At 38.0% G+C, this 19,472-nt stretch carries 19 protein-coding genes and 1 other annotated feature; of the genes, 1 reads left to right on the forward strand and 18 read right to left on the reverse strand.

Translation table 11 applies throughout. From position 1 onward, the window contains the following. Positions 1 to 40 precede the first annotated feature (40 nt). The 13 genes from BM211_RS16200 to BM211_RS16265 form a co-directional block, all read right to left on the reverse strand. Complete coding sequence (locus BM211_RS16200) at positions 41 to 1,789, reverse strand: peptidoglycan D,D-transpeptidase FtsI family protein (RefSeq protein ID WP_090998565.1); 1,749 nt, start codon at positions 1,787 to 1,789, stop codon at positions 41 to 43. A gap of 94 nt (positions 1,790 to 1,883) precedes the next feature. Beyond that, positions 1,884 to 2,588: a hypothetical protein gene (locus tag BM211_RS16205; protein WP_035434161.1), complete on the reverse strand. Its 705-nt coding sequence runs from the start codon at positions 2,586 to 2,588 to the stop codon at positions 1,884 to 1,886. Between the two features lie 350 nt (positions 2,589 to 2,938). Beyond that, on the reverse strand, positions 2,939 to 3,415 hold the full coding sequence (greA, locus tag BM211_RS16210; RefSeq protein ID WP_035434162.1) for a transcription elongation factor GreA: 477 nt from the start codon (positions 3,413 to 3,415) through the stop codon (positions 2,939 to 2,941). Between the two features lie 281 nt (positions 3,416 to 3,696). Beyond that, positions 3,697 to 4,335: a uridine kinase gene (gene udk / locus BM211_RS16215; RefSeq protein WP_035434163.1), complete on the reverse strand. Its 639-nt coding sequence runs from the start codon at positions 4,333 to 4,335 to the stop codon at positions 3,697 to 3,699. 17 nt (positions 4,336 to 4,352) lie between these two features. Then, on the reverse strand, positions 4,353 to 5,633 hold the full coding sequence (locus tag BM211_RS16220; RefSeq protein ID WP_035434164.1) for a peptidase U32 family protein: 1,281 nt from the start codon (positions 5,631 to 5,633) through the stop codon (positions 4,353 to 4,355). Between the two features lie 16 nt (positions 5,634 to 5,649). Next, entirely contained in the window at positions 5,650 to 6,579 is a 930-nt protein-coding gene (locus BM211_RS16225) for a peptidase U32 family protein (protein WP_035434166.1), read from the reverse strand. Positions 6,580 to 6,585: 6 nt separating this feature from the next. Continuing rightward, a complete protein-coding gene (locus tag BM211_RS16230; RefSeq protein ID WP_035434168.1) occupies positions 6,586 to 7,233 on the reverse strand; it encodes an O-methyltransferase in 648 nt (215 codons plus the stop codon). Positions 7,234 to 7,430: 197 nt separating this feature from the next. Further along, positions 7,431 to 8,501 carry an endolytic transglycosylase MltG gene (gene mltG / locus BM211_RS16235; protein ID WP_035434170.1) on the reverse strand — a complete coding sequence of 357 codons (1,071 nt, stop codon included), beginning with the start codon at positions 8,499 to 8,501 and terminating at the stop codon, positions 7,431 to 7,433. Between the two features lie 681 nt (positions 8,502 to 9,182). Beyond that, positions 9,183 to 9,467, reverse strand: coding sequence for a DUF1292 domain-containing protein (locus tag BM211_RS16245; RefSeq protein WP_035434172.1), 285 nt, complete (start codon positions 9,465 to 9,467; stop codon positions 9,183 to 9,185). A 12-nt stretch (positions 9,468 to 9,479) separates the two neighbouring features. Next, complete coding sequence (gene ruvX, locus BM211_RS16250; RefSeq protein ID WP_035434173.1) at positions 9,480 to 9,893, reverse strand: Holliday junction resolvase RuvX; 414 nt, start codon at positions 9,891 to 9,893, stop codon at positions 9,480 to 9,482. A gap of 3 nt (positions 9,894 to 9,896) precedes the next feature. Beyond that, positions 9,897 to 10,163, reverse strand: coding sequence for an IreB family regulatory phosphoprotein (locus BM211_RS16255; RefSeq protein WP_035434175.1), 267 nt, complete (start codon positions 10,161 to 10,163; stop codon positions 9,897 to 9,899). A gap of 73 nt (positions 10,164 to 10,236) precedes the next feature. Continuing rightward, the gene (gene alaS, locus BM211_RS16260; protein ID WP_090998567.1) at positions 10,237 to 12,879 is read right to left on the reverse strand and encodes an alanine--tRNA ligase; all 2,643 of its coding nucleotides are present in this window, start codon (positions 12,877 to 12,879) and stop codon (positions 10,237 to 10,239) included. A gap of 56 nt (positions 12,880 to 12,935) precedes the next feature. Continuing rightward, positions 12,936 to 13,204 (reverse strand) — a binding site (T-box leader). A gap of 42 nt (positions 13,205 to 13,246) precedes the next feature. Next, the gene (locus BM211_RS16265) at positions 13,247 to 14,323 is read right to left on the reverse strand and encodes an AI-2E family transporter (RefSeq protein ID WP_177206953.1); all 1,077 of its coding nucleotides are present in this window, start codon (positions 14,321 to 14,323) and stop codon (positions 13,247 to 13,249) included. Positions 14,324 to 14,521: 198 nt separating this feature from the next. On the opposite strand from BM211_RS16265, the gene BM211_RS16270 reads away from it, so the two are divergent. Continuing rightward, on the forward strand, positions 14,522 to 14,734 hold the full coding sequence (locus BM211_RS16270) for a hypothetical protein (RefSeq protein ID WP_035434180.1): 213 nt from the start codon (positions 14,522 to 14,524) through the stop codon (positions 14,732 to 14,734). A gap of 47 nt (positions 14,735 to 14,781) precedes the next feature. On the opposite strand, the gene BM211_RS16275 is transcribed toward BM211_RS16270, so the two are convergent. The 5 genes from BM211_RS16275 to mnmA all read right to left on the reverse strand — a co-directional run bounded on the left by BM211_RS16275 (position 14,782) and on the right by mnmA (position 19,460). Next, complete coding sequence (locus BM211_RS16275) at positions 14,782 to 14,910, reverse strand: YrzQ family protein (RefSeq protein ID WP_035434182.1); 129 nt, start codon at positions 14,908 to 14,910, stop codon at positions 14,782 to 14,784. Between the two features lie 17 nt (positions 14,911 to 14,927). After that, entirely contained in the window at positions 14,928 to 15,116 is a 189-nt protein-coding gene (locus tag BM211_RS16280) for a hypothetical protein (protein ID WP_035434183.1), read from the reverse strand. 108 nt (positions 15,117 to 15,224) lie between these two features. Further along, positions 15,225 to 17,555: an SF1B family DNA helicase RecD2 gene (locus BM211_RS16285; protein ID WP_090998571.1), complete on the reverse strand. Its 2,331-nt coding sequence runs from the start codon at positions 17,553 to 17,555 to the stop codon at positions 15,225 to 15,227. An 18-nt stretch (positions 17,556 to 17,573) separates the two neighbouring features. Further along, positions 17,574 to 18,230, reverse strand: coding sequence for a tetratricopeptide repeat protein (locus tag BM211_RS16290; RefSeq protein ID WP_090998573.1), 657 nt, complete (start codon positions 18,228 to 18,230; stop codon positions 17,574 to 17,576). Positions 18,231 to 18,344: 114 nt separating this feature from the next. Further along, positions 18,345 to 19,460, reverse strand: coding sequence for a tRNA 2-thiouridine(34) synthase MnmA (mnmA, locus tag BM211_RS16295; RefSeq protein WP_090998575.1), 1,116 nt, complete (start codon positions 19,458 to 19,460; stop codon positions 18,345 to 18,347). Between the last annotated feature and the right edge of the window lie 12 nt (positions 19,461 to 19,472).

Raw genomic sequence — 19,472 nt, forward strand, 5'->3', positions numbered from 1 at the left:
CCACTTTTTCACAAAATGAAAATATTTCTTATCACTTTCGCTATTGTTCCCACGTAGCAATCGCCTTTACATAATCAGTAAAAATACGTGTGACTACGTTGTCTTTCCTATTCGTTTCTAAATCAACGACAACTAACGCGTACCGAGGATTTTCATACGGAAAATAACCAGCAAACCAACGATTTTCATAATTCTCTTTCCCTGTTTGCGCAGTTCCTGATTTTCCTGCTATTGAAAACGGTAATGATTGATATACAGATCCCGTACCATTCGGTGCTGTTACAACGCTTCTTAGCAATTGCTGCACTTTCTTAATCGTATTTCTTTTCAGTGTTTTTCCTCGTAATACATGATCTTCAAAATGAAATACTTTCGTTCCATTTTTATATGTAATGTCCCGAACAGCTTTAACCTCTTTCTTTTCACCGCCCCTTGCAATGGTTGCCATCATATTCGCAACAGCTAGCGGTGATAAGCGAACGTCCTTTTGACCGATTGCCGTTTGTGCAATTGCTTTACGAACGTTTTTATCTCTTTCATCGCACCAAATCGTTCCCTCTTTTTCCTCTATAAGCTGCCGAAATGCAGTCGTATGAAAAACATCCCCTTCCCATCCAACACTTTTAGACGCCCCTAACGCTTCCACATACTTCTCAATCGCCATTCTATCTTTTTGTAATAGCTCACGTCCAAGCTCTGCAAACGTACGATTACAACTGCGTGCAAAGCTTTCTGTAAACGATAGCGTTCCCATCAGCTGATCAGCTTGCCCTTCTCCGTATAAGTCCCTATTGCAGTCAAATTTTCGTTTTGCTTTAAGTATTCCTTCTTCAATAGCAGCTGCTGCAATAACTGTTTTAAAAACAGATCCGGGAAAGTGCGGAATAAGCATTTGATTACTTGCCCCGCGCTTATATGCTTCCTTGCTATTTGTATGTAACGATGGTTTACTCACCATTGCTACAATTTCACTCGCCTGTACATCCAATAATACTAATCCACCCTTTTGCAACCCATACTTTTCCACGAGTTCTTCTGCTTTTAGTTGCAACCATTTGTCTATTGTTGTTTGAACTGTAACTGGATAAAAGGGGTTTCCAGGCGCGATATATTTCGCACGGTCTCCCAAAATCGGCTCCCCTTGCCTATCTATTTGATACAGCACTTTCGTTTCACCGTCAGTCATTAAAAATTCATCAAATGACTGCTGTAATCCAGAAATACCGATGGGCGTTTTGCTAGGTAACTTTTTTAATTTCTCATAACGCTTTTTATATTCTTTCTCATTTTCTCCGACTACACCGATTAAGTGCTCTGCTTCTCGGCTTCGTTGCATTCTTACTTCGGTTGCTACCATACCTAACATACCGGTACGGTTCACCTTTTCCATTTGTTCTTTTGTTAACGGAAAAGGACGATCATCTTTTTGAAATATAAATGGTTTATTTCTACTTTTCATCTGCACTTGAATATCTTTGCGAGATACACCAATTATATGGGCTATTTTCTCTAACATATCATTGTTTATTTGTAAAAATGGAAAAACAACTAAAACTGGATATCTTTCTTCTCCAAGATTTTCTCCATTCCGATCAATAAAACGTCCCCTGCCATCGTCCACTGTGACTGCTTGTGTACGCTGGTTAACACTCTGTTCTATTAAATTAATATGTCTATCTGTAAATGACTCAGTAGCTATAAGCTGTATTTGCACCAACCTACCAATTAGTAATAATAGAATGGACATAAAACATACTAAGATGATAATCATTCTCCGCCTGATTTTCATAAAAAAACACCTCGTCTTTTCAGTTTAGACGAGGGGCCGTTCCTTTTATACAAAACAAGCTATTATTAGCGTTTTTATTTTTCTTATATAATTTTTATTGATCTTTTGGCATCTTTAAAAATTTCTTAAGAATCGTTTTATAGTCCTCTTCATTTATTCCTGAATTTTTTGCAGCCTCAATTGAAGTAGCTGTTACTTGAGTTGCTGCTTTTAAATATTCCGAATGTAAAGCATTCATTTCATTTCTTTTTTCACTTGCGTTTTCAACCGTTACAGAATCAATACATACAATCATTTTGTCTACTATCTTTAAATAATTATTTTCTGCGTCAATTAGCTTTTGGATTTCACCTTTATTACTTATTTTAGATTGTTTTAAAAAAGTAAACGCTTGATTCACTTCATCTTTGAAAAGCTTATCATTATTCTTTGCCTGCTCTTGTAACATCTTCTTCATATCATCTATTGTCTTTTGATCCATTGTACCCTTTAACAAATACTCTGGATTACCAATCGCATAATCATACTTGATCGTTACATCTTGAAACATTCTCATTACAATAGCTAACTGATATTCTGGATCGAAATCTTCAAATTTCTCTCTCTTTTGTTCTTTTCCTAATTCTTGTTTTCCCTTTTCGCTAGTCGAATTTTTTGAAGATGCAGACGCCTCTTCCTTTTTTTCTTCTTGCTTCGGTTTCGATTCATTTGATGCACTTGTTTTATCATTAGATCCACATGCAGCTAATCCTGTCATCATAACACCACAAGTAAGTGCTACAAATAATTTTTTGTTCATAAACTTCCCCTCTTTCCTATCCCCTTTAAAATTCCTTTACACTTCAAAACGTAAAGAAATTCTTCAACTATAATATCAGAATGAAAGTCCTTATATTGTCATATTCTGTCGGATAAAATAACAATTCCTTCAAGGATAGTCCCACCTTCATTTTTTATCCCGCATTAACGGGCAGTAATACTCCCACCTCAAAATTCGGCGAGAGCATTGTCCAGCTCTAGCGGCTAGAATCTCCGGCCGTTTCGCCCCCTCGGACGAGGCAAAAAGCGCCTCTCTGTCAGGGGCGTGGGCGTCCTGCGATTCTGGGGGATAAATAAAAAAGGTTCACTCCTCGGAGTGAACCTTTTTTATTATTTTACAGAGACGATCTCTACTTGCATTTCTCCACCTGGAGTCTGAATTGCAACTTTTTCGCCAATTTGCTTACCTAATAAGCTTTTTGCGATTGGAGAATCATTAGAAATTCTACCTTCAAATGGATCTGCTTCCGCGCTACCAACGATTGTATATGCTTCTTCTTCTCCATCTGGTAATTCCTTGAATATTACCGTTTTACCTAACGTTACAACCGTAGAGGCTTCACCGTTATCTTCAATAATAACCGCATTGCGAATCATGTTTTCAAGCTGTGTAATACGACCTTCTACGAAAGCTTGCTCATCTTTTGCTGCATCGTACTCAGAGTTCTCAGAAAGATCACCGAAGCTGCGCGCAATTTTAATACGTTCTACAACTTCTTTACGTCTTACTGTTTTTAATTGTTCAAGTTCATGCTCTAATTTTTGTTTTCCCTCAAGTGTCATAGGGTATGTTTTTTCTGTTGCCATGTTTTCCACTCCTTTTATATACCGATCCCCCGAAAAAAGAGGAGTTCCTTATGAAAACTCCCCCGCCTTATGAAATAGCGGAAGTTTCTAGTACACGCAGCACTAGCGGAGTTGTCACATACAACCCCGTATGTTCTTATTTCTTTCTTATATCAAGAAGATATGTATAGAAAGCTAATATAAATATGCCCTCACCTAGATGTGGGTGAGGTTTGCATGTTTCATTGTATTCGATAAAAAGGGAGAAAATCCCTTCCTATCGAATATCTTTTACTATGCTATTACAAATTCACTTTTTCTTCAAGAATTGTTGCGATTTTTGTGACCATAATATCGATTGCAACATGATTTTGTCCACCTTCTGGGATAATAATATCCGCAAATTTCTTAGAAGGCTCAATAAATTGATTGTGCATTGGACGCACAACATTTACATATTGTTCAATAACAGAGTCCATCGTACGACCGCGTTCCTTAATGTCGCGCTGCATACGACGTAAGATGCGAAGGTCAGCATCTGTATCAACAAACACTTTAATGTCCATTATATCGCAAAGACGCGGGTCTTCTAAAATAAGAATCCCTTCTAAAATAATTACATCTTTCGGTTCTACTGGAATAATTTCTTCCGAACGTGTATGCAATGTATAATCATATACTGGCTTCTCAATTGACTTATACTCCAGCAACTGCTGCAAGTGCTCAATTAACAAGTCATTATCAAATGCTAATGGATGATCATAATTTGTTTTTAAACGCTCTTCCATCGGCAAATGGCTTTGATCTTTGTAATAATAATCTTGCTCTAAGATTAAAATAGAATGACCTTGAAATTGATCAAAAATTGCTTTTGTTACACTCGTCTTACCTGAACCTGAACCACCAGCAATTCCAATTACAACAGGCTTGTTCGTCCCCATTCAACTATCACTCTTTCTTATTGAAGTATGCTTTTTCGCATCATGTTGTTCACATACACTGGTCGATCCACTTTGAATTTCACGATTTGCAGCGGATGTCTCGCTGCATCTAATTCGTTTCCATCCTCATCCCAAATTTTTTCCACCGTTTGTGTAAAGTTTTCAATTTCTGGTCCAAAGAACTCCACTTCCTGACCCGGCTTGAAGTGGTTACGCTGCTCTACTGTCACAATGCCTGTTTCTTCATTATAATCTAACACTAAACCAGCAAAATCATACGTTGTTTTCTTACTATGATTTCCATACATTTGTTCTAAGTGCCCTGGAACTCCTTCAAAGAATGCAGGAGCTGTATCACGATTTGCGCATTTATCAAGCTCTTCTAACCATTCTTGTTTAAACTCGAAGTTGTCTGGATCCTCGCAATATGCATCAATTACTTTACGGTATACAGTTGCAACAGTTGCAACGTAGTGAATGGATTTCATGCGCCCTTCTACTTTTAAGCTGTCAATCCCAATTTCGATCATTTTCGGAATCGATAAAATAAGGTTTAAGTCTTTTGGACTCATTGCAAACGGAGCATCTTGTTCCTTAAATAAAGGAAGTTCTTCTGCTTCTTTATGTTGTGATACTGTTTGAATTAGGTCATAATCCCAGCGACAAGACTGACAGCAACCACCACGGTTAGAGTCACGTGCCGTCATATGATTACTTAACGTACATCTTCCAGAATATGCAATACACATTGCACCGTGGACGAATGCTTCAATTTCAATATCAACGTGCTCTTTAATTTCCTTCATTTCTTCATATCCTACTTCACGAGCCAGTACAAGACGATGTAAGCCTTCTTCTTTCCAATACTGCGCTGCTTTCCAGTTGGATAATGATTGTTGTGTACTTAAATGCACTTCAACAGAAGGCGCAACGCGTTTACACGTCTCAATAATAAGTGGATCTGCAACAATAATCCCCGTTACACCAGCTTTTTCAATCCCTTTTAAATATTCTTCTAACCCATCCATATTTTCATTATGAGCAAAGATATTTGTCGTTACATATATTTTCGCACCATATTTTTTCGCAAATTCAACGCCTTCTGCCATTTCTTCTAGCGTAAAGTTGCCTGCATTTGAACGAAGACCAAATTCTTGTCCACCTAAATATACAGCATCTGCACCGTAATGGATAGCTACTTTTAATTTCTCTAAGTTACCAGCGGGTATTAATAACTCAGGTTTCTTCACAATCACACGTTTTCCGTCAATCACACGTGAAATTTCTTTGACTGTCATATGCTGAACCTCCTTTTTAATAAACCGTTTCTTTAAAGAAGAATCCCGTATCTAATGGACGATTTACCGGTTGGATTTCTTCGATTTCTTTATATAAGTCGTCTTTTACGTCATAATACGCATCGCGATCTTCTACACATAAATCAATAGCCTTACGATATTTCTTCGTTACTTCCACAATGTAGTCTGAGCTCTTTAATACACCATCAATTTTTAAACTATCGATTTCAGCATCAATTAACTCATCTAATTCGTCGATAAAACAAATATCGTTCGGACTCATAATGTGAGTGCCATTTGCATCTTCATAAATTGGATATTTATTATTACGTTCTTGATCATGTAAAAATATGTTTTCTTCGTATTTCTTCTTTTCAATTTCCATCTCACGGCCTTGATATTCAAAGTAGTTTCCTACTAAAGAACGCTTTGATTGGAACATGCATGTCATTCCGTGAATTTGTACTTCCACTTCAACTTCTGCACTTTCTTTTAATTCCACAATTTCATCTAAACTTAACTCGCGGGCAAGAACGGCACGTTTTGCACCTTTTCGTCCCCAATAGTTACATGTAAACCAGTTCGTTGCTGTTGTTTCTGTATTCCAGTGCATTTTCATATTTGGTGCAACTTCACGCACTGTCATTAGTACAGCTGGATCTCCAAATACAACCGCATCTACGTTTACTTCTTGTAAAAATGAAACGTAATCTTTTAATGCTTCTACTTTCTCATTGTGGAACATCGCATTCATTGCGATATATACTTTCATATTATTTTCATGTGCAATCGCTACTGCTTCTTTTACATCTTCGCGAGAAAATTCGCCGGCTAAACGTAAGCCAAACTCTTGTTCACCAATCATTACTGCATCTGCGCCTGCTTTTGCAAGTGGTTCGATATCTGCCACTGTTTTTGGCGTTACTAACAATTCAGGTTTTTTCATTGCTTGTCACCCTTTCTTTTTACTCACTGCTACTCCGTCACCAATTGGGAAAATGGTTGTATCATATCCTTCATGATTCATGAGCCACTCGTTATACGTTTTAATTCGTCTAATTAAACCGCGTGTACGTCTATTTTCAATATGTTCCTTTGTCGTCACAAGACCGTGATATAGTACATTATCTGAAATGATGACACCGCCAGGATTTAATAACGGCTCATAGATATCGAAAAAGCGACGATATTGTCCTTTTGCCGCATCAATAAAAATAACATCAAATGTGCCATGTTCTTTTACTTGGTCCCCTGTTTCTAAAGCATCTCCAAAGATAAGAGAAATGCGCTCTTTTACTAAGGAACGATTTATATATTCAAGTGCTTTTTCATATCGATCTGCATTTCGCTCTACTGTCACAATGCTTGAATTTGGAATAGCTTGCATCATGCGAATGCTAGAATATCCAATTGCTGTACCAAGTTCTAATATGCTCTTTGGCCCAATTAAGCGCAAAAATTGCAACATAAATTCCATGCCAAGACGATCCATAATTGGTACATGTTGCTCACGTGCATACTGTTCCATTTCAAGAATGAGCTCATCTTTCGGATCGATAAAAGACAGCAAATATTCACAAACTACATCTTGTTGCTCCATTGATAGTCCTCCTTATCGCATGGAGAAGTAAAAAAGAATATTGTCTCTATGTGGAAAGAAAAGTACAAGCCCGCTCTATCCTTAGCTTGTACGTCCCGTTTCTATATTAAAAACGATTCTTCTACCAGTTTTTAACCCGCTATATTTTATCATAAAAAAGAGGGATATGCGAATTTTTCTCGCTTCCCTCAAAAAATTTACGATTGCTTTTGTATAATATATTTTTGTTTTAACGCATTGTGTTCTTCTAATGTCTTCGCATAGTACACTTGGCCATTTGGCGCTGCTAAGAAATAATAATAGTCTGTTTTTTCAGGTTCAAGTGCTGCTTGTACTGATTTTACACTAGAATTCGAAATTGGTCCAACTGGTAATCCTTTTATAACGTATGTATTATACGGAGAGTTTACTTTTAAATCATCGTATAATACACGCTCTTTATGCTTCCCTAATGCGTATAACACTGTTGGGTCTGTTTGCAAAGGCATTCCTTTCACTAAACGATTATAGAACACGCTTGCAATTTTTTGACGATCCGTATAACCTGTCGCTTCTTCTTCAATAAGTGAAGACAACGTTAATAATTGATGAACATCCCAATTTTTCTCTTTCATCTTCTGTTCATTTTCAACAATGAGCTTGTTTGTTTTCTCTAACATTGGAATAATAATTTCCTCTAACGTTAGGTCCTTTTTATAAAAAGGATATGTTGCTGGATATAAATATCCTTCCAATGGGTATTTAATATTTGCATCATAAATTTTATCTGTTAATAGAGTAGGGTATTTCTTCTGTAATTTTTGTACAAATGCTTTATCGTTTAGTTGGCGGACAACATCTTCTTTTTTCCACTTCAATTCCTTTGCAATTGTATCTGCAATTTCAACCACTTGTGCGCCTTCTTTAATTGTTACTTTATAAACAACTGGACGATGCACATTACCTGATGACATTTCTGCTATTACTCCCTCTACATTCATCGATGGGTTTAACAAATATGTACCAGCTTGTAAATTTTTAGATTTCATTTTTACATAAAAACTAAATATAGTCCCGTTTTTCACAATTCCTTTGTCTTCTAAAATCTCTCCAATCTTACTGATAGAAGAACCTTTTGGAATTTCCACTTCAATTTCCTGTTTACTTGCTGTATTTAGTGGTTTTAAAGCTGATGTAACATACATATATGCACCACCGCATACAACAAGTAACGCGATGAAAATAACCGTAATCACTCGTCTTAGTTTTTTCGTTTTTCTTTGATCCACTACCGCACTTCCTCCTTACTCCCCATTATAGACTGCACCGGTATACCCTATACAAAATCTACGGAATATTAAAAAACATGTCTATTCGTAGACATGTTTTCCTTTTTTCTACAATCTGTATTATTATACTACAAATAATTGTACGCTTTCGACAAAAATCATTCATCATGCATTTTAATTTTTCTACATCTAAGTTGCTGCCACGCAGAATAAAGTGAAACTTTAATCAGTGGGGATTTTCTTCATCCCCCACTGATTATCAGCCCTCACCAATCGGGCTTTTAAGGGCAGTTTATCTCCCACCTAACTTCTTAAGAAAAGCGGAAGCGGCTCGCTCAGAATCGCAGGACGCCCACGCCCCTGACAGAGAGGCGCTTTTTGCCTCGTCTGAGGGGGCGAAACGACCGGAGATTCTAGCCGCTGGAGCTGGACAATGCTTTCGCCGAATTTTGAGGTGGGAGTATTACTGCCCACGAATAGCGGGGTAAAACATGCCCGCCACTTGCTTTCTCCCTTTGTTTTCAACATCGCATGTGGCAGGAAAAGGCACTGACCGCTTCTATACATGGCCAGATGTTCTCGCCCCACTAAAATTTATGTCGGATTTTTAATTAGCATATATAGTACCTTATAAAGCAAACAAACTGATTTCAATATGAAATCAGTTTGTCATTTACCTTATTACGCTTCTTCGCCTTCTTCTTCAGCAAGAGTGTTAAACATTTCTTGTACCATTTCCCACTCTTCTTCTGATTCGATTGGAAGTAATGTACCACCAGACTCATCTTCGTTTTGCTCAAAAGCCATTGCATCATAAATTGGATCGCCATCTTCGTCAACTTCACCGATTGGTGAGAATACTACGTAAGATTTTTTCCCGAATTTTTCAGCATCAAAAGTGAAAATAATTTCACATAGATGTTCGTTACCTTTTTCGTCAACAATTGTAATTTGATTTTCTTCCATCATGGTCACCTCTTATTTACTATCTAAATATCCTTGTAAAATTACGACAGCCGCCATCTTATCAATGACTTGCTTTCGTTTTTTTCGGCTTACATCTGCCGAAATGAGCAAGCGCTCCGCTGCCATTGTTGACAGACGTTCATCCCACAGTACAACCTCTAATTGCACGAGTTCACCCAAGCTTTCCGCAAATTGCTGGCAAGCTTCGCCGCGCGGACCGATTGTACCATTCATGTTCTTAGGCAATCCTACTACTATCTTGTCCACATTGTACTGTTTTACTAATTCAGAAATACGATTAAAACCAAACTCGCCTCTTTCTGCATTAATTTTAATCGTTTCTAAACCTTGTGCTGTCCAGCCCATCTCATCGCTTATTGCAACGCCGACTGTTTTTGTACCAACATCTAAACCTAATATACGCATAAACTACTCCTCACGATGATGTTTCAAGTAAGACTTAACAAGCTCCTCAATCAATTCATCACGTTCTAGCTTACGAATAATATTGCGAGCATCTTTATGACGAGGTATGTATGCTGGATCACCACTTAATAAATAACCGACGATTTGATTAATCGGATTATATCCTTTTTCTTGAAGTGCATCATACACAGTTAACAGTACGTCATTGACATGGACATTTTGTTTTTCTTCTTGGAAGTTAAACTTCATCGTTTTATCGAATCCGTCCATTTTAAGCACCTCACTTTACTAGGTATAGGGAGAAAGATATCCCTTCTCCCTACCATTGTACACTACAATATCATTATTTTGAAACAGATTTAACGTACTCTTCTACAAATGACAGTGCATCATCTACTTGTGCCGGGTTTTTACCACCAGCTTGTGCCATATCAGGACGACCACCGCCGCCACCGCCGCAACGAGAAGCTACTTCTTTCACAAGTTTACCAGCATGGTATCCTTGTTCAATTAAATCTTTCGTTACACCAGCAAGAATGTTGACTTTATCATCATTTACAGCTGTAAGTACGATAACTGCAGATTGTAATTTATTCTTTAAATCATCCATCATCGTACGTAAATTGTTCATATCTGTAACGTTTACTTTTGTCGCAAGTACATTTACACCATCAATTGTACGTACTGCATCTGTTAAGTTACCAGCTTCAATGTTGCTTAATTTCGCTGCAAGAGATTCATTTTCTTTTTGCAGTTGTTTTACTTCAGCAAATAAGCCATCTACTCTTGTTAAAATGTCTTTTGAGTTTGTTTTCATTTTATTTGCTGCTTCTTTTAATAAACCTACTTGTTCGTTCATTAGTTCGTATGCAGCTTTTCCTGTTACTGCTTCAATACGGCGCGTTCCTGCTCCGATACCAGATTCAGCAACAATTTTGAAAATACCGATAGATGCTGTATTATCTACATGACAACCACCGCAAAGCTCTAAGCTATAATCGCCTACTTGTACAACGCGTACTACATCTCCGTATTTTTCACCGAATAGTGCCATTGCACCCATCGCTTTTGCCTCTTCAATTGCTTTTTGAGAAATGTCTACTGTGATACTTTCCCAAATTTTCTCGTTTACAATACGCTCAATTTTTTCAAGTTCATCTGCTTGTACTTGACCGAAATGAGAGAAGTCAAAACGTAAGCGCTCTGATGTTACAAGAGAACCAGCTTGGTTTACGTGTCCGCCTAGAACATCTTTTAATGCTTGATGCAGAAGATGAGTTGCTGTATGGTTTTTCACGATTGCTGCGCGGTTTTTCGTATCGATTAACGTTTTTACTGCTGCATCTTTCGTTAATGTTCCTTCTTCTACCACTACTTTGTGTAAATTTTGACCATTTGGTGCTTTTTGTACATCTTTTACAAGTACTTTTACACCATCAGCAAGAAGGTAACCACGGTCTGCAATTTGTCCACCGCTCTCAGCGTAGAATGGTGTTACATCTAACATTAATTGTCCTTCTTCACCTGCTTGTAAGCTATCTGTGAACTCACCATTCTTCACAAGTGCAGCAACGTTACTTTCTGTTCCAACAGTATTGTAGCCAACAAATTCGCTCGCCACTTTAATTTCACCAAGAACACCGCCTTGTACTTGCATAGAATCAACATCTTGACGAGCTGCACGTGCACGCTCACGTTGTTTTTCCATCTCAGCTTCAAAACCTTCATGATCAACTGTCATGCCAGCTTCTTCTGCATATTCTTCTGTTAACTCAATTGGGAATCCGTATGTGTCATATAGACGGAATGCATCTTCGCCAGAAATAACCGTTGATTTTGCTTCTCTTGCTTTACCGATTACTTCAGCTAAAATTGTTTCGCCGTCATGAAGTGTTTCATGGAAACGCTCTTCTTCATTTTTCACAACTTTTGCAATAAAATCTTTCTTTTCAAGAACTTCTGGATAGAAATCTTTCATTACTTCCCCAACTACTGGTACTAATTCGTACATAAATGGACGATTAATGTTTAATTTCTTCGCATAACGTACAGCGCGGCGTAATAAACGACGTAATACATAACCGCGGCCTTCGTTTGAAGGAAGAGCTCCATCTCCAACAGCAAACGTTACTGTACGAATGTGGTCAGCGATTACTTTAAATGCTGTGTCTTGTTCTAGATTACCAGCGCGATATTTCACACCTGAAATTGCTTCTGTAGCGCTGATAATTGGCATAAATAAGTCTGTGTCAAAGTTCGTTGGCACGTTTTGTACAACTGACACCATACGCTCAAGACCCATACCTGTATCAATATTTTTCTTTGGAAGCGGCGTATACGTACCGTCAGGGTTATGGTTAAATTGTGAGAACACAAGGTTCCATACTTCTAAATAACGCTCGTTTTCTCCGCCTGGATATAATTCTGGGTCACTAAAATCATTGCCATAAGCTTCTCCGCGGTCGTAGAAAATTTCTGTGTTCGGTCCACTTGGGCCTTCACCGATATCCCAGAAGTTTTCTTCTAAACGAATAATGCGCTCTTTTGGCACACCCATTTTTTCATGCCAAATCGTAAATGCTTCTTCGTCTTCTGGATGGATCGTAACAGATAGTAATTCTTTATCGAAACCAATCCACTTGTCACTTGTTAAAAACTCCCAAGCCCATGTGATTGCTTCTTCTTTGAAGTAATCACCAATTGAGAAGTTCCCTAACATTTCAAAGAATGTATGGTGACGAGCTGTTTTCCCTACGTTTTCAATATCGTTTGTACGAATTGATTTTTGCGCATTTGTAATGCGTGGGTTTTGCGGAATTACGCGGCCATCAAAATACTTTTTCAGCGTTGCAACACCACTGTTAATCCATAAAAGAGATGGATCTTCGTGCGGAACTAATGATGCACTCGGTTCTACTGCATGTCCTTTTTCCTGGAAAAAATCTAAAAACATTTGACGAATTTGTGCGCCTGTTAAGTGTTTCATATGTATTTCCTCCTCCATTAAACTCAATTAGAAAACAAAAAACTCCCGTCCCCTATAACAGGGACGAGAGTTGACTCGCGTTACCACCCTGATTATGAAATAAAAAGCGGAAGTGTCTCACTTTTAGACACGACGGCTAGATTGCACATTGTAATCATATGCATATATTTCATCACCTCAAGTTGCCGTAACGTGGCACGACGGCAGTGATTAGCTGCTCTCAGGAATAGCGTTCTGTTACCCTTCATCTGAAGCTTCTTACAGCCTAAGGAAGCCTCTCTCTGCAAAATGGACTGTAACATACTCGTTCCGTCATCAATTTATCATATACTATATGCCCAAATTGTAGCGAATCCATTTCCATTTGTCAATGTTTCCAAAACGGCTTAGCGTGTACAATAATTGTACGAAGAATTGCTAAAAGCGGCACGGATAATAAAAGCCCGACAAGACCGCCCACTTCTCCGCCAATAAGCAACGCAAGCATAATAACAACTGGGTGCATCCGCAGCGATCTTCCTACAATATACGGAGATAGTATATTACTCTCAACAAATTGTAAAATCGCAAGCGCGATGCCAGCTTTAATAACTAAATTCGTCGATACTGTTGCAGCAATCATTAATGTTGGAATCGCTCCTAAAATAGGGCCGAAATATGGGATAATATCAGTGACCCCAACAATAATTCCTAAAAGCAGTGGATATTTCATCCCGATAAACCAAAAAGCTAGCGCCGAAACCCCGCCTAAAATTAAACAAACAAATAATTGGCCGCGAATATAATTTCCAAGAGACTTATCAATTTCTTTCGCTAACTGTTGTCCATCCTTTCGCCACTTTTCTGGTATGATTTTCCAAAAAATATGATAAAACTCTCCGTAGTCTTTTAATATATAAAATACGATAAACGGAATTAAGAAAATGATAAGAAGAGAATCAAGTATTCCTCTTGCTGTACTCATTACTTTATTTAAAAGCGCTTGTATCTTCCCTTCAATCCCTGCAAATATTTGCTTCACTTTCTCATTCACGAACTCAGGAAAATTTTCGGTTTGCTCTCTTACTCCATCTGTCCACGTTTCATACATATTTACAAATTGCGGGAATTGTTCGTTCATTTCTTGAAGCTGCGTGATAATGGCCGGCGTTCCTTTATACACACCATATCCAAGACCGCCAAAAAAAAGGATGTAAATGAGTAAAATAGCAAGTGTGCGCGGCACACCTTTTTCATGTAATTTTTCAATAAGCGGATGCAGCAAATAGGCAATAAAGCAAGCAATGAAGAATGGTGTAACTGCGACCTTGAGCACAAATAAAATCGGTGCCCACAACGGCTTAATTTTCAAAAAAACAAGTAAACATAAAAAAATCAGCAATAATAAACCTAACCGATAAATCCAAATAATTTTAAGATTCTTCAACAGAAAAACCTCCTCTATTTCTTAGTTTGAAAAGAAATAGAGAAGGTTATGTGTAAAAAATTAAAAAACGTTACCATGCCGTAATATTTTTGTAGGTATTCTAACTGTTTTGTAGAAAGGTACATATACTTAACATAACAATTACAATTTCACGCGCTATTACGCATGAATAAGCAGTAATATCCCAATTCGTTCCACAAAGTTAGGGGGAATATAATGGTTTGGTTGATGCTTGGTCTTTCCGCACTTTGTATGCTATTAGAATGGGTATGTATTGGTATTGGCATTTGGAAGGGATTTTTCATTCCCTCTTCCAATCAAGAACGTGCCAGGCATCTTTGGCACTATGGTATTTTAGGACTAGGTTGCTACGGACTTTCTCATCTCTTCTCCCAAATCGGACTGTTTTATCTCTATACAAGTACATAATGAAAGCTCCCTAAAATTAGGGAGCTTTCTCGCATGTATAATGTGAATTATAAATAGGACCGAAGCATTTTACGTGCTCTTTTCATATTTCGTTTTGAAAATACATCTTGCTTACGAGCATATTGATATGCCGCTGCTCCTATACCTAATGCAATTAATGATGAGCGCAATTTCAAAGTTAACACTCTCCTTATTAGCCGATTGTCCGTTCATTATCATCAAACAAATCATCTAGAGAACTTAATGAACCGTCTTCTTCGACTTGATGTGTATGAATTTTCCCCTTTGAAATCGATAATTCAATAAAGCAGTTCCAGCAATAATATTGATTCACACCAATTTTCCCAATATCTTTTCCTTTACAGTTTGGACAACTGAACATATGACGTTCATCTCCTTACAATCTCCCGTATTCTATTACGCCATTATGTCCAAACTGTATACGTTTATACATGAGAAGAACTGCATTACATTATATAATTTCACCTCGCTACATAAAATCATACGGTGAAATGTTTTCCACATCGAGACCTTCCTCAGTGATCACTTCAATCGCTTCGGTCTTTCCTTGCAGGCGATTACATAATGTCGTTTGACGGAGCGCATCATCAAGGCGATTTACACCAGATTGAAACGCTGATTCTTCCCCGCAAATAATTAAAAACTTTTTACTACGTGTAATCCCTGTATAAATTAAATTGCGGCGTAGCATACGATAGTAACTTTTCACAACCGGCATAATTACAATTGGAAATTCACTTCCTTGTGATTTATGGATTGAACAACAATATGCATGTGTAATTTGATTTAAATCCGCCTTCGTGTAGGTCACTTCGATACCGTCAAAAGAAACAACAACCATATCTTGTTGTTCCACGTTTTCTTTTGCATAAAACACCGACACAATCTCACCAATATCACCGTTAAACACTTGACTTTCCGGCTGATTGACAAGTTGAAGTACTTTATCTCCAGCCCTGTATATAACTTCGCCATATGCGATTTCTTTTCTTTTTTCTTTTTTCGGATTGAATACTTCTTGCAGTGCTTCATTTAACGTATTAATACCGGCTGGTCCTTTGTACATCGGAGCTAGCACTTGTACGTCGCGCGCACTAAATCCTTTTATTTTTGCATTTTCACATACTTGCTTCACAACATCAACAATTTGCGTACCTGTGCAAGCAATAAACGAACGATCTTTCTTGTTTTGCGTCACATCAGAAGGTAACATACCTTTTTTAATCGCATGAGCAAGCTGAATGACAGATGAACCTTCTGCTTGTCTATAAATTTCCGTAAGCTTTACTGTCGGAATAACACTGGATTCCAAAAAATCTTTCAACACTTGTCCAGGACCGACAGATGGCAATTGGTCTTCATCGCCAACGATGATGACTTGAATACTAGATGGCAATGACTTGAACAATTGATTCGCCAGCCAAATATCAACCATAGAAAATTCATCAATAATAAGTAATTTTCCTTTAACAGGATCGTGCTCATTACGTTGAAACGATCCTTCTGGTGTCCATCCAAGGAGACGATGAATTGTACAAGCAGGTAATCCTGTTGATTCACTCATACGCTTTGCCGCTCTTCCTGTCGGTGCTGTTAATAGAATTGGGAACGGATTGTCATCACTATAATCCTTTGGGTCTAATGATAGACCGTTAAGAGAAGCATACATTTCAACAATCCCTTTAATAACAGTCGTCTTTCCTGTACCAGGTCCACCCGTTAAAATCATCATCGGCTCATGAAGAGCTGTTTGAATACCTTCTTGCTGAAGCGGTGCGTATTGCACGCCGAACTGCTCTTCAATTTTCCCAAGCGTTAACAACAGTTCCGATTCAGGAAAGGAAGGAAGTTCTTCTTGGCCAAGTAAACGATTGATAGAGGTTACAACACCTTTTTCAGAATAATACAAGGAGGCTAAATATATACGATCATCTTCTATAATAATTTTGCCTTCTCCTTGCATCATTTCTGCGCATTGCAAAACATCTTCCTCTGTAACAGACGTTTCTTGGTTATTCAACAACTCCATCGTTTGCTGCACTAACTGCTCTCTTTTCATATACACATGGCCTTCTTGCAGCGAAACGTGCTCTAATGTATAGAAGCATCCTGCTCGTACACGATCAATGTGATTGCCAGAAATACCGAGTGCTCGTCCAATATCATCAGCTCGTCCAAACCCAATACCATCTACCTCTTCAATTAGTTGATACGGATTATTTCGAATGACTTCAAGTGTCATTTCTTTATACTGTTGATAAATTTTAATAGAAAGTTTCGTTCCAAACCCATAACCGTTTAGAAAGCTCATCACTTTTTCAAGACCTTGATGTTCAATAATCGTTTCGTATATTTCTTGTGCCTTTTGCTTATTGACAATCCCGTCTAGCGCTGCGGGATCATCCATAATTTTCGAAATCGCATGTTCACCAAGATGATCAACAATCTTTTCCGCTGTTCGTTTCCCGATTCCTTTAAATAAATCGCTCGCTAAATATTGCACCATTCCTGTTTTTGTTTGCGGTAATTCTTTTTTAAATGTTTCAATATGATATTGTTTCCCGTACTTTGGATGATCTTTAAAATGACCCGTTAATGTAAACACTTCATCTTCATGCATTCGGGGAAAATAACCCGTTATCATGACCTTTTTTTCGTCATATGTTTCATTCGTTTCAATAATTTTCATACTGACAACGGAATAGAGGTTTTCTTCGTTGTGGAAAATGGTATGAAGAACTTGTGCTTTTATAAACTTTTGCTCTTCCTCAAACAAATCCATTGCATGTTGATTTCCCATTTTACCCCTCCTTCCATTTTAGGCGTCTTGCTCTAATAAACGAATAGCATTACCAGCTAAAAAGTGATCTGGCTGAATCGCTACAGCTTTCTTAAACATCGCAAGTGCCTTCTCACGATTTTCTTCAAACGCATATGCAACACCTAAGTTGTAATATGCATCCGCATGTTCTTCATCAAGTTCTACAACTTTTTCAAAATAAGGTTTCGCGTAATTTACATGTTCTAGACGCGCTAAGCATAATCCGCATTGAAAAATGGCTTCAACATCATTTTCATCTAATTCAGTAGCACGTTGTAAAAACGGCAGTGCTAAACGGTCGTTTCCAAGCTGCACATATGTAATGCCAAGCATAAACGACACATCTCCAGTTTGCAGTCCCGCTTGCACCGCCTTCTCAAACGCTTCTTTCGCCTCTGCAAACAGTTCTTGCTGATAATATATATTTCCTAATCCATAGTATGCTGTAGCAGATTTCTCATCTAATTCAATCGCGCGTTTATAAAAAGCAATCGCACGCTCACTATCTCCTAATACATCTAGTAAATTCGCAAAGTTAACAAACCCGAGTGCATCTTTTGGATTTTCTTCAATCGCCTCTGTAAAGTTCTTTGCAGCTTCTTCCCAGTTTCCTTCTTTCATATATTGAATGCCTGTTTCTAGCTTATTTGACATATATCCTTCACCTCTACAACAAATTATAACAAAGAATCTATTTTCCGAGCGAACGAAAATTCGCTGTAATCTAAAAAGAAACCTCTGACCAATACAAGGCAGAGGTTCTTCTTCTTATCCTAAATAATCAAGTTTCTTACCATTACAGTATACGTCATCAATTGTCGCACCGCCTAAGCACTCATCTCCATCATAGAAAACAACTGCTTGTCCTGGCGTAATTGCACGAATTGGTTCATCACAAAGAATGCGAATCGTATTCTCATCAACGATTTGAACCTTTACACTGTTATCCGCTTGACGATAGCGGAATTTCGCTGTGCATGCAAATTCTTTTTCTTTCGGCTTATCGCTTACCCAGCTAACATTTGTCGCAAATACTTCGTCACCATATAACAGTTCATTATGGAAGCCTTGTTCTACATATAAAATGTTTTCTTTCAAGTCCTTCCCAACAGCAAACCATGGATCACCATTGCCGCCAATGCCAAGGCCATGACGTTGTCCAATTGTATAATACATAAGCCCGTCATGTTTCCCTTTCACTTCACCAGATAATGTTTGCATCTTACCTGGCTGTGCCGGCAAGTAGTTGCTTAAAAAGTCTTTAAAGTTACGTTCACCGATAAAGCAAATGCCTGTGCTATCCTTTTTCGCAGCTGTTGCTAAACCAGCTTCTTTCGCCATTTCACGAATTTGCGGCTTCTTTAATTCCCCAAGCGGGAACATTGTTTTTGATAATTGGTCTTGACCAAGTTGATTTAAGAAATACGTTTGGTCTTTATTATCATCAACGCCGCGCAGCATTTTATATTCTCCATCCATATACGCTACGCGTGCATAGTGTCCTGTCGCCACATAATCCGCTCCAAGCGTTATCGCATGTTCTAAAAATGCTTTAAATTTAATTTCTTTATTACACATTACATCTGGGTTCGGTGTGCGACCAGCGCGGTACTCATCTAAGAAGTACGTAAATACTTTATCCCAATATTGCTTTTCAAAATTGACTGCATAATACGGGATTCCAATTTGGTTACATACTTCAATGACATCGTTATAGTCTTCTGTTGCTGTACATACGCCGTTTTCGTCTGTATCATCCCAGTTTTTCATAAAAATTCCGATTACATCATAGCCTTGTTTCTTTAATAACATTGCCGCTACAGATGAATCGACGCCACCAGACATTCCGATGACAACGCGCGTTTCGTGAGGTAGTTTGTTCATCCCCTCACCTCC

Source organism: Bacillus sp. 491mf (assembly GCF_900112415.1).
Lineage (GTDB): Bacteria > Bacillota > Bacilli > Bacillales > Bacillaceae_G > Bacillus_A.

Excerpts from the sequence above, each read along its gene's own strand:
- ruvX (WP_035434173.1), bottom strand. The coding sequence starts at position 9,893 with ATGCGTATATTAGGTTTAGATGTTGGTACAAAAACAGTCGGCGTTGCA.
- BM211_RS16225 (WP_035434166.1), bottom strand. The coding sequence starts at position 6,579 with ATGAAAAAACCTGAATTGTTAGTAACGCCAAAAACAGTGGCAGATATC.
- BM211_RS16255 (WP_035434175.1), bottom strand. The coding sequence starts at position 10,163 with ATGGACGGATTCGATAAAACGATGAAGTTTAACTTCCAAGAAGAAAAA.
- BM211_RS16270 (WP_035434180.1), top strand. The coding sequence starts at position 14,522 with ATGGTTTGGTTGATGCTTGGTCTTTCCGCACTTTGTATGCTATTAGAA.
- udk (WP_035434163.1), bottom strand. The coding sequence starts at position 4,335 with ATGGGGACGAACAAGCCTGTTGTAATTGGAATTGCTGGTGGTTCAGGT.
- BM211_RS16200 (WP_090998565.1), bottom strand. The coding sequence starts at position 1,789 with ATGAAAATCAGGCGGAGAATGATTATCATCTTAGTATGTTTTATGTCC.
- greA (WP_035434162.1), bottom strand. The coding sequence starts at position 3,415 with ATGGCAACAGAAAAAACATACCCTATGACACTTGAGGGAAAACAAAAA.
- alaS (WP_090998567.1), bottom strand. The coding sequence starts at position 12,879 with ATGAAACACTTAACAGGCGCACAAATTCGTCAAATGTTTTTAGATTTT.
- BM211_RS16290 (WP_090998573.1), bottom strand. The coding sequence starts at position 18,230 with ATGTCAAATAAGCTAGAAACAGGCATTCAATATATGAAAGAAGGAAAC.
- mnmA (WP_090998575.1), bottom strand. The coding sequence starts at position 19,460 with ATGAACAAACTACCTCACGAAACGCGCGTTGTCATCGGAATGTCTGGT.
- BM211_RS16245 (WP_035434172.1), bottom strand. The coding sequence starts at position 9,467 with ATGGAAGAAAATCAAATTACAATTGTTGACGAAAAAGGTAACGAACAT.
- BM211_RS16280 (WP_035434183.1), bottom strand. The coding sequence starts at position 15,116 with ATGTTCAGTTGTCCAAACTGTAAAGGAAAAGATATTGGGAAAATTGGT.
- BM211_RS16220 (WP_035434164.1), bottom strand. The coding sequence starts at position 5,633 with ATGACAGTCAAAGAAATTTCACGTGTGATTGACGGAAAACGTGTGATT.
- BM211_RS16230 (WP_035434168.1), bottom strand. The coding sequence starts at position 7,233 with ATGGAGCAACAAGATGTAGTTTGTGAATATTTGCTGTCTTTTATCGAT.
- BM211_RS16205 (WP_035434161.1), bottom strand. The coding sequence starts at position 2,588 with ATGAACAAAAAATTATTTGTAGCACTTACTTGTGGTGTTATGATGACA.
- BM211_RS16285 (WP_090998571.1), bottom strand. The coding sequence starts at position 17,555 with ATGGGAAATCAACATGCAATGGATTTGTTTGAGGAAGAGCAAAAGTTT.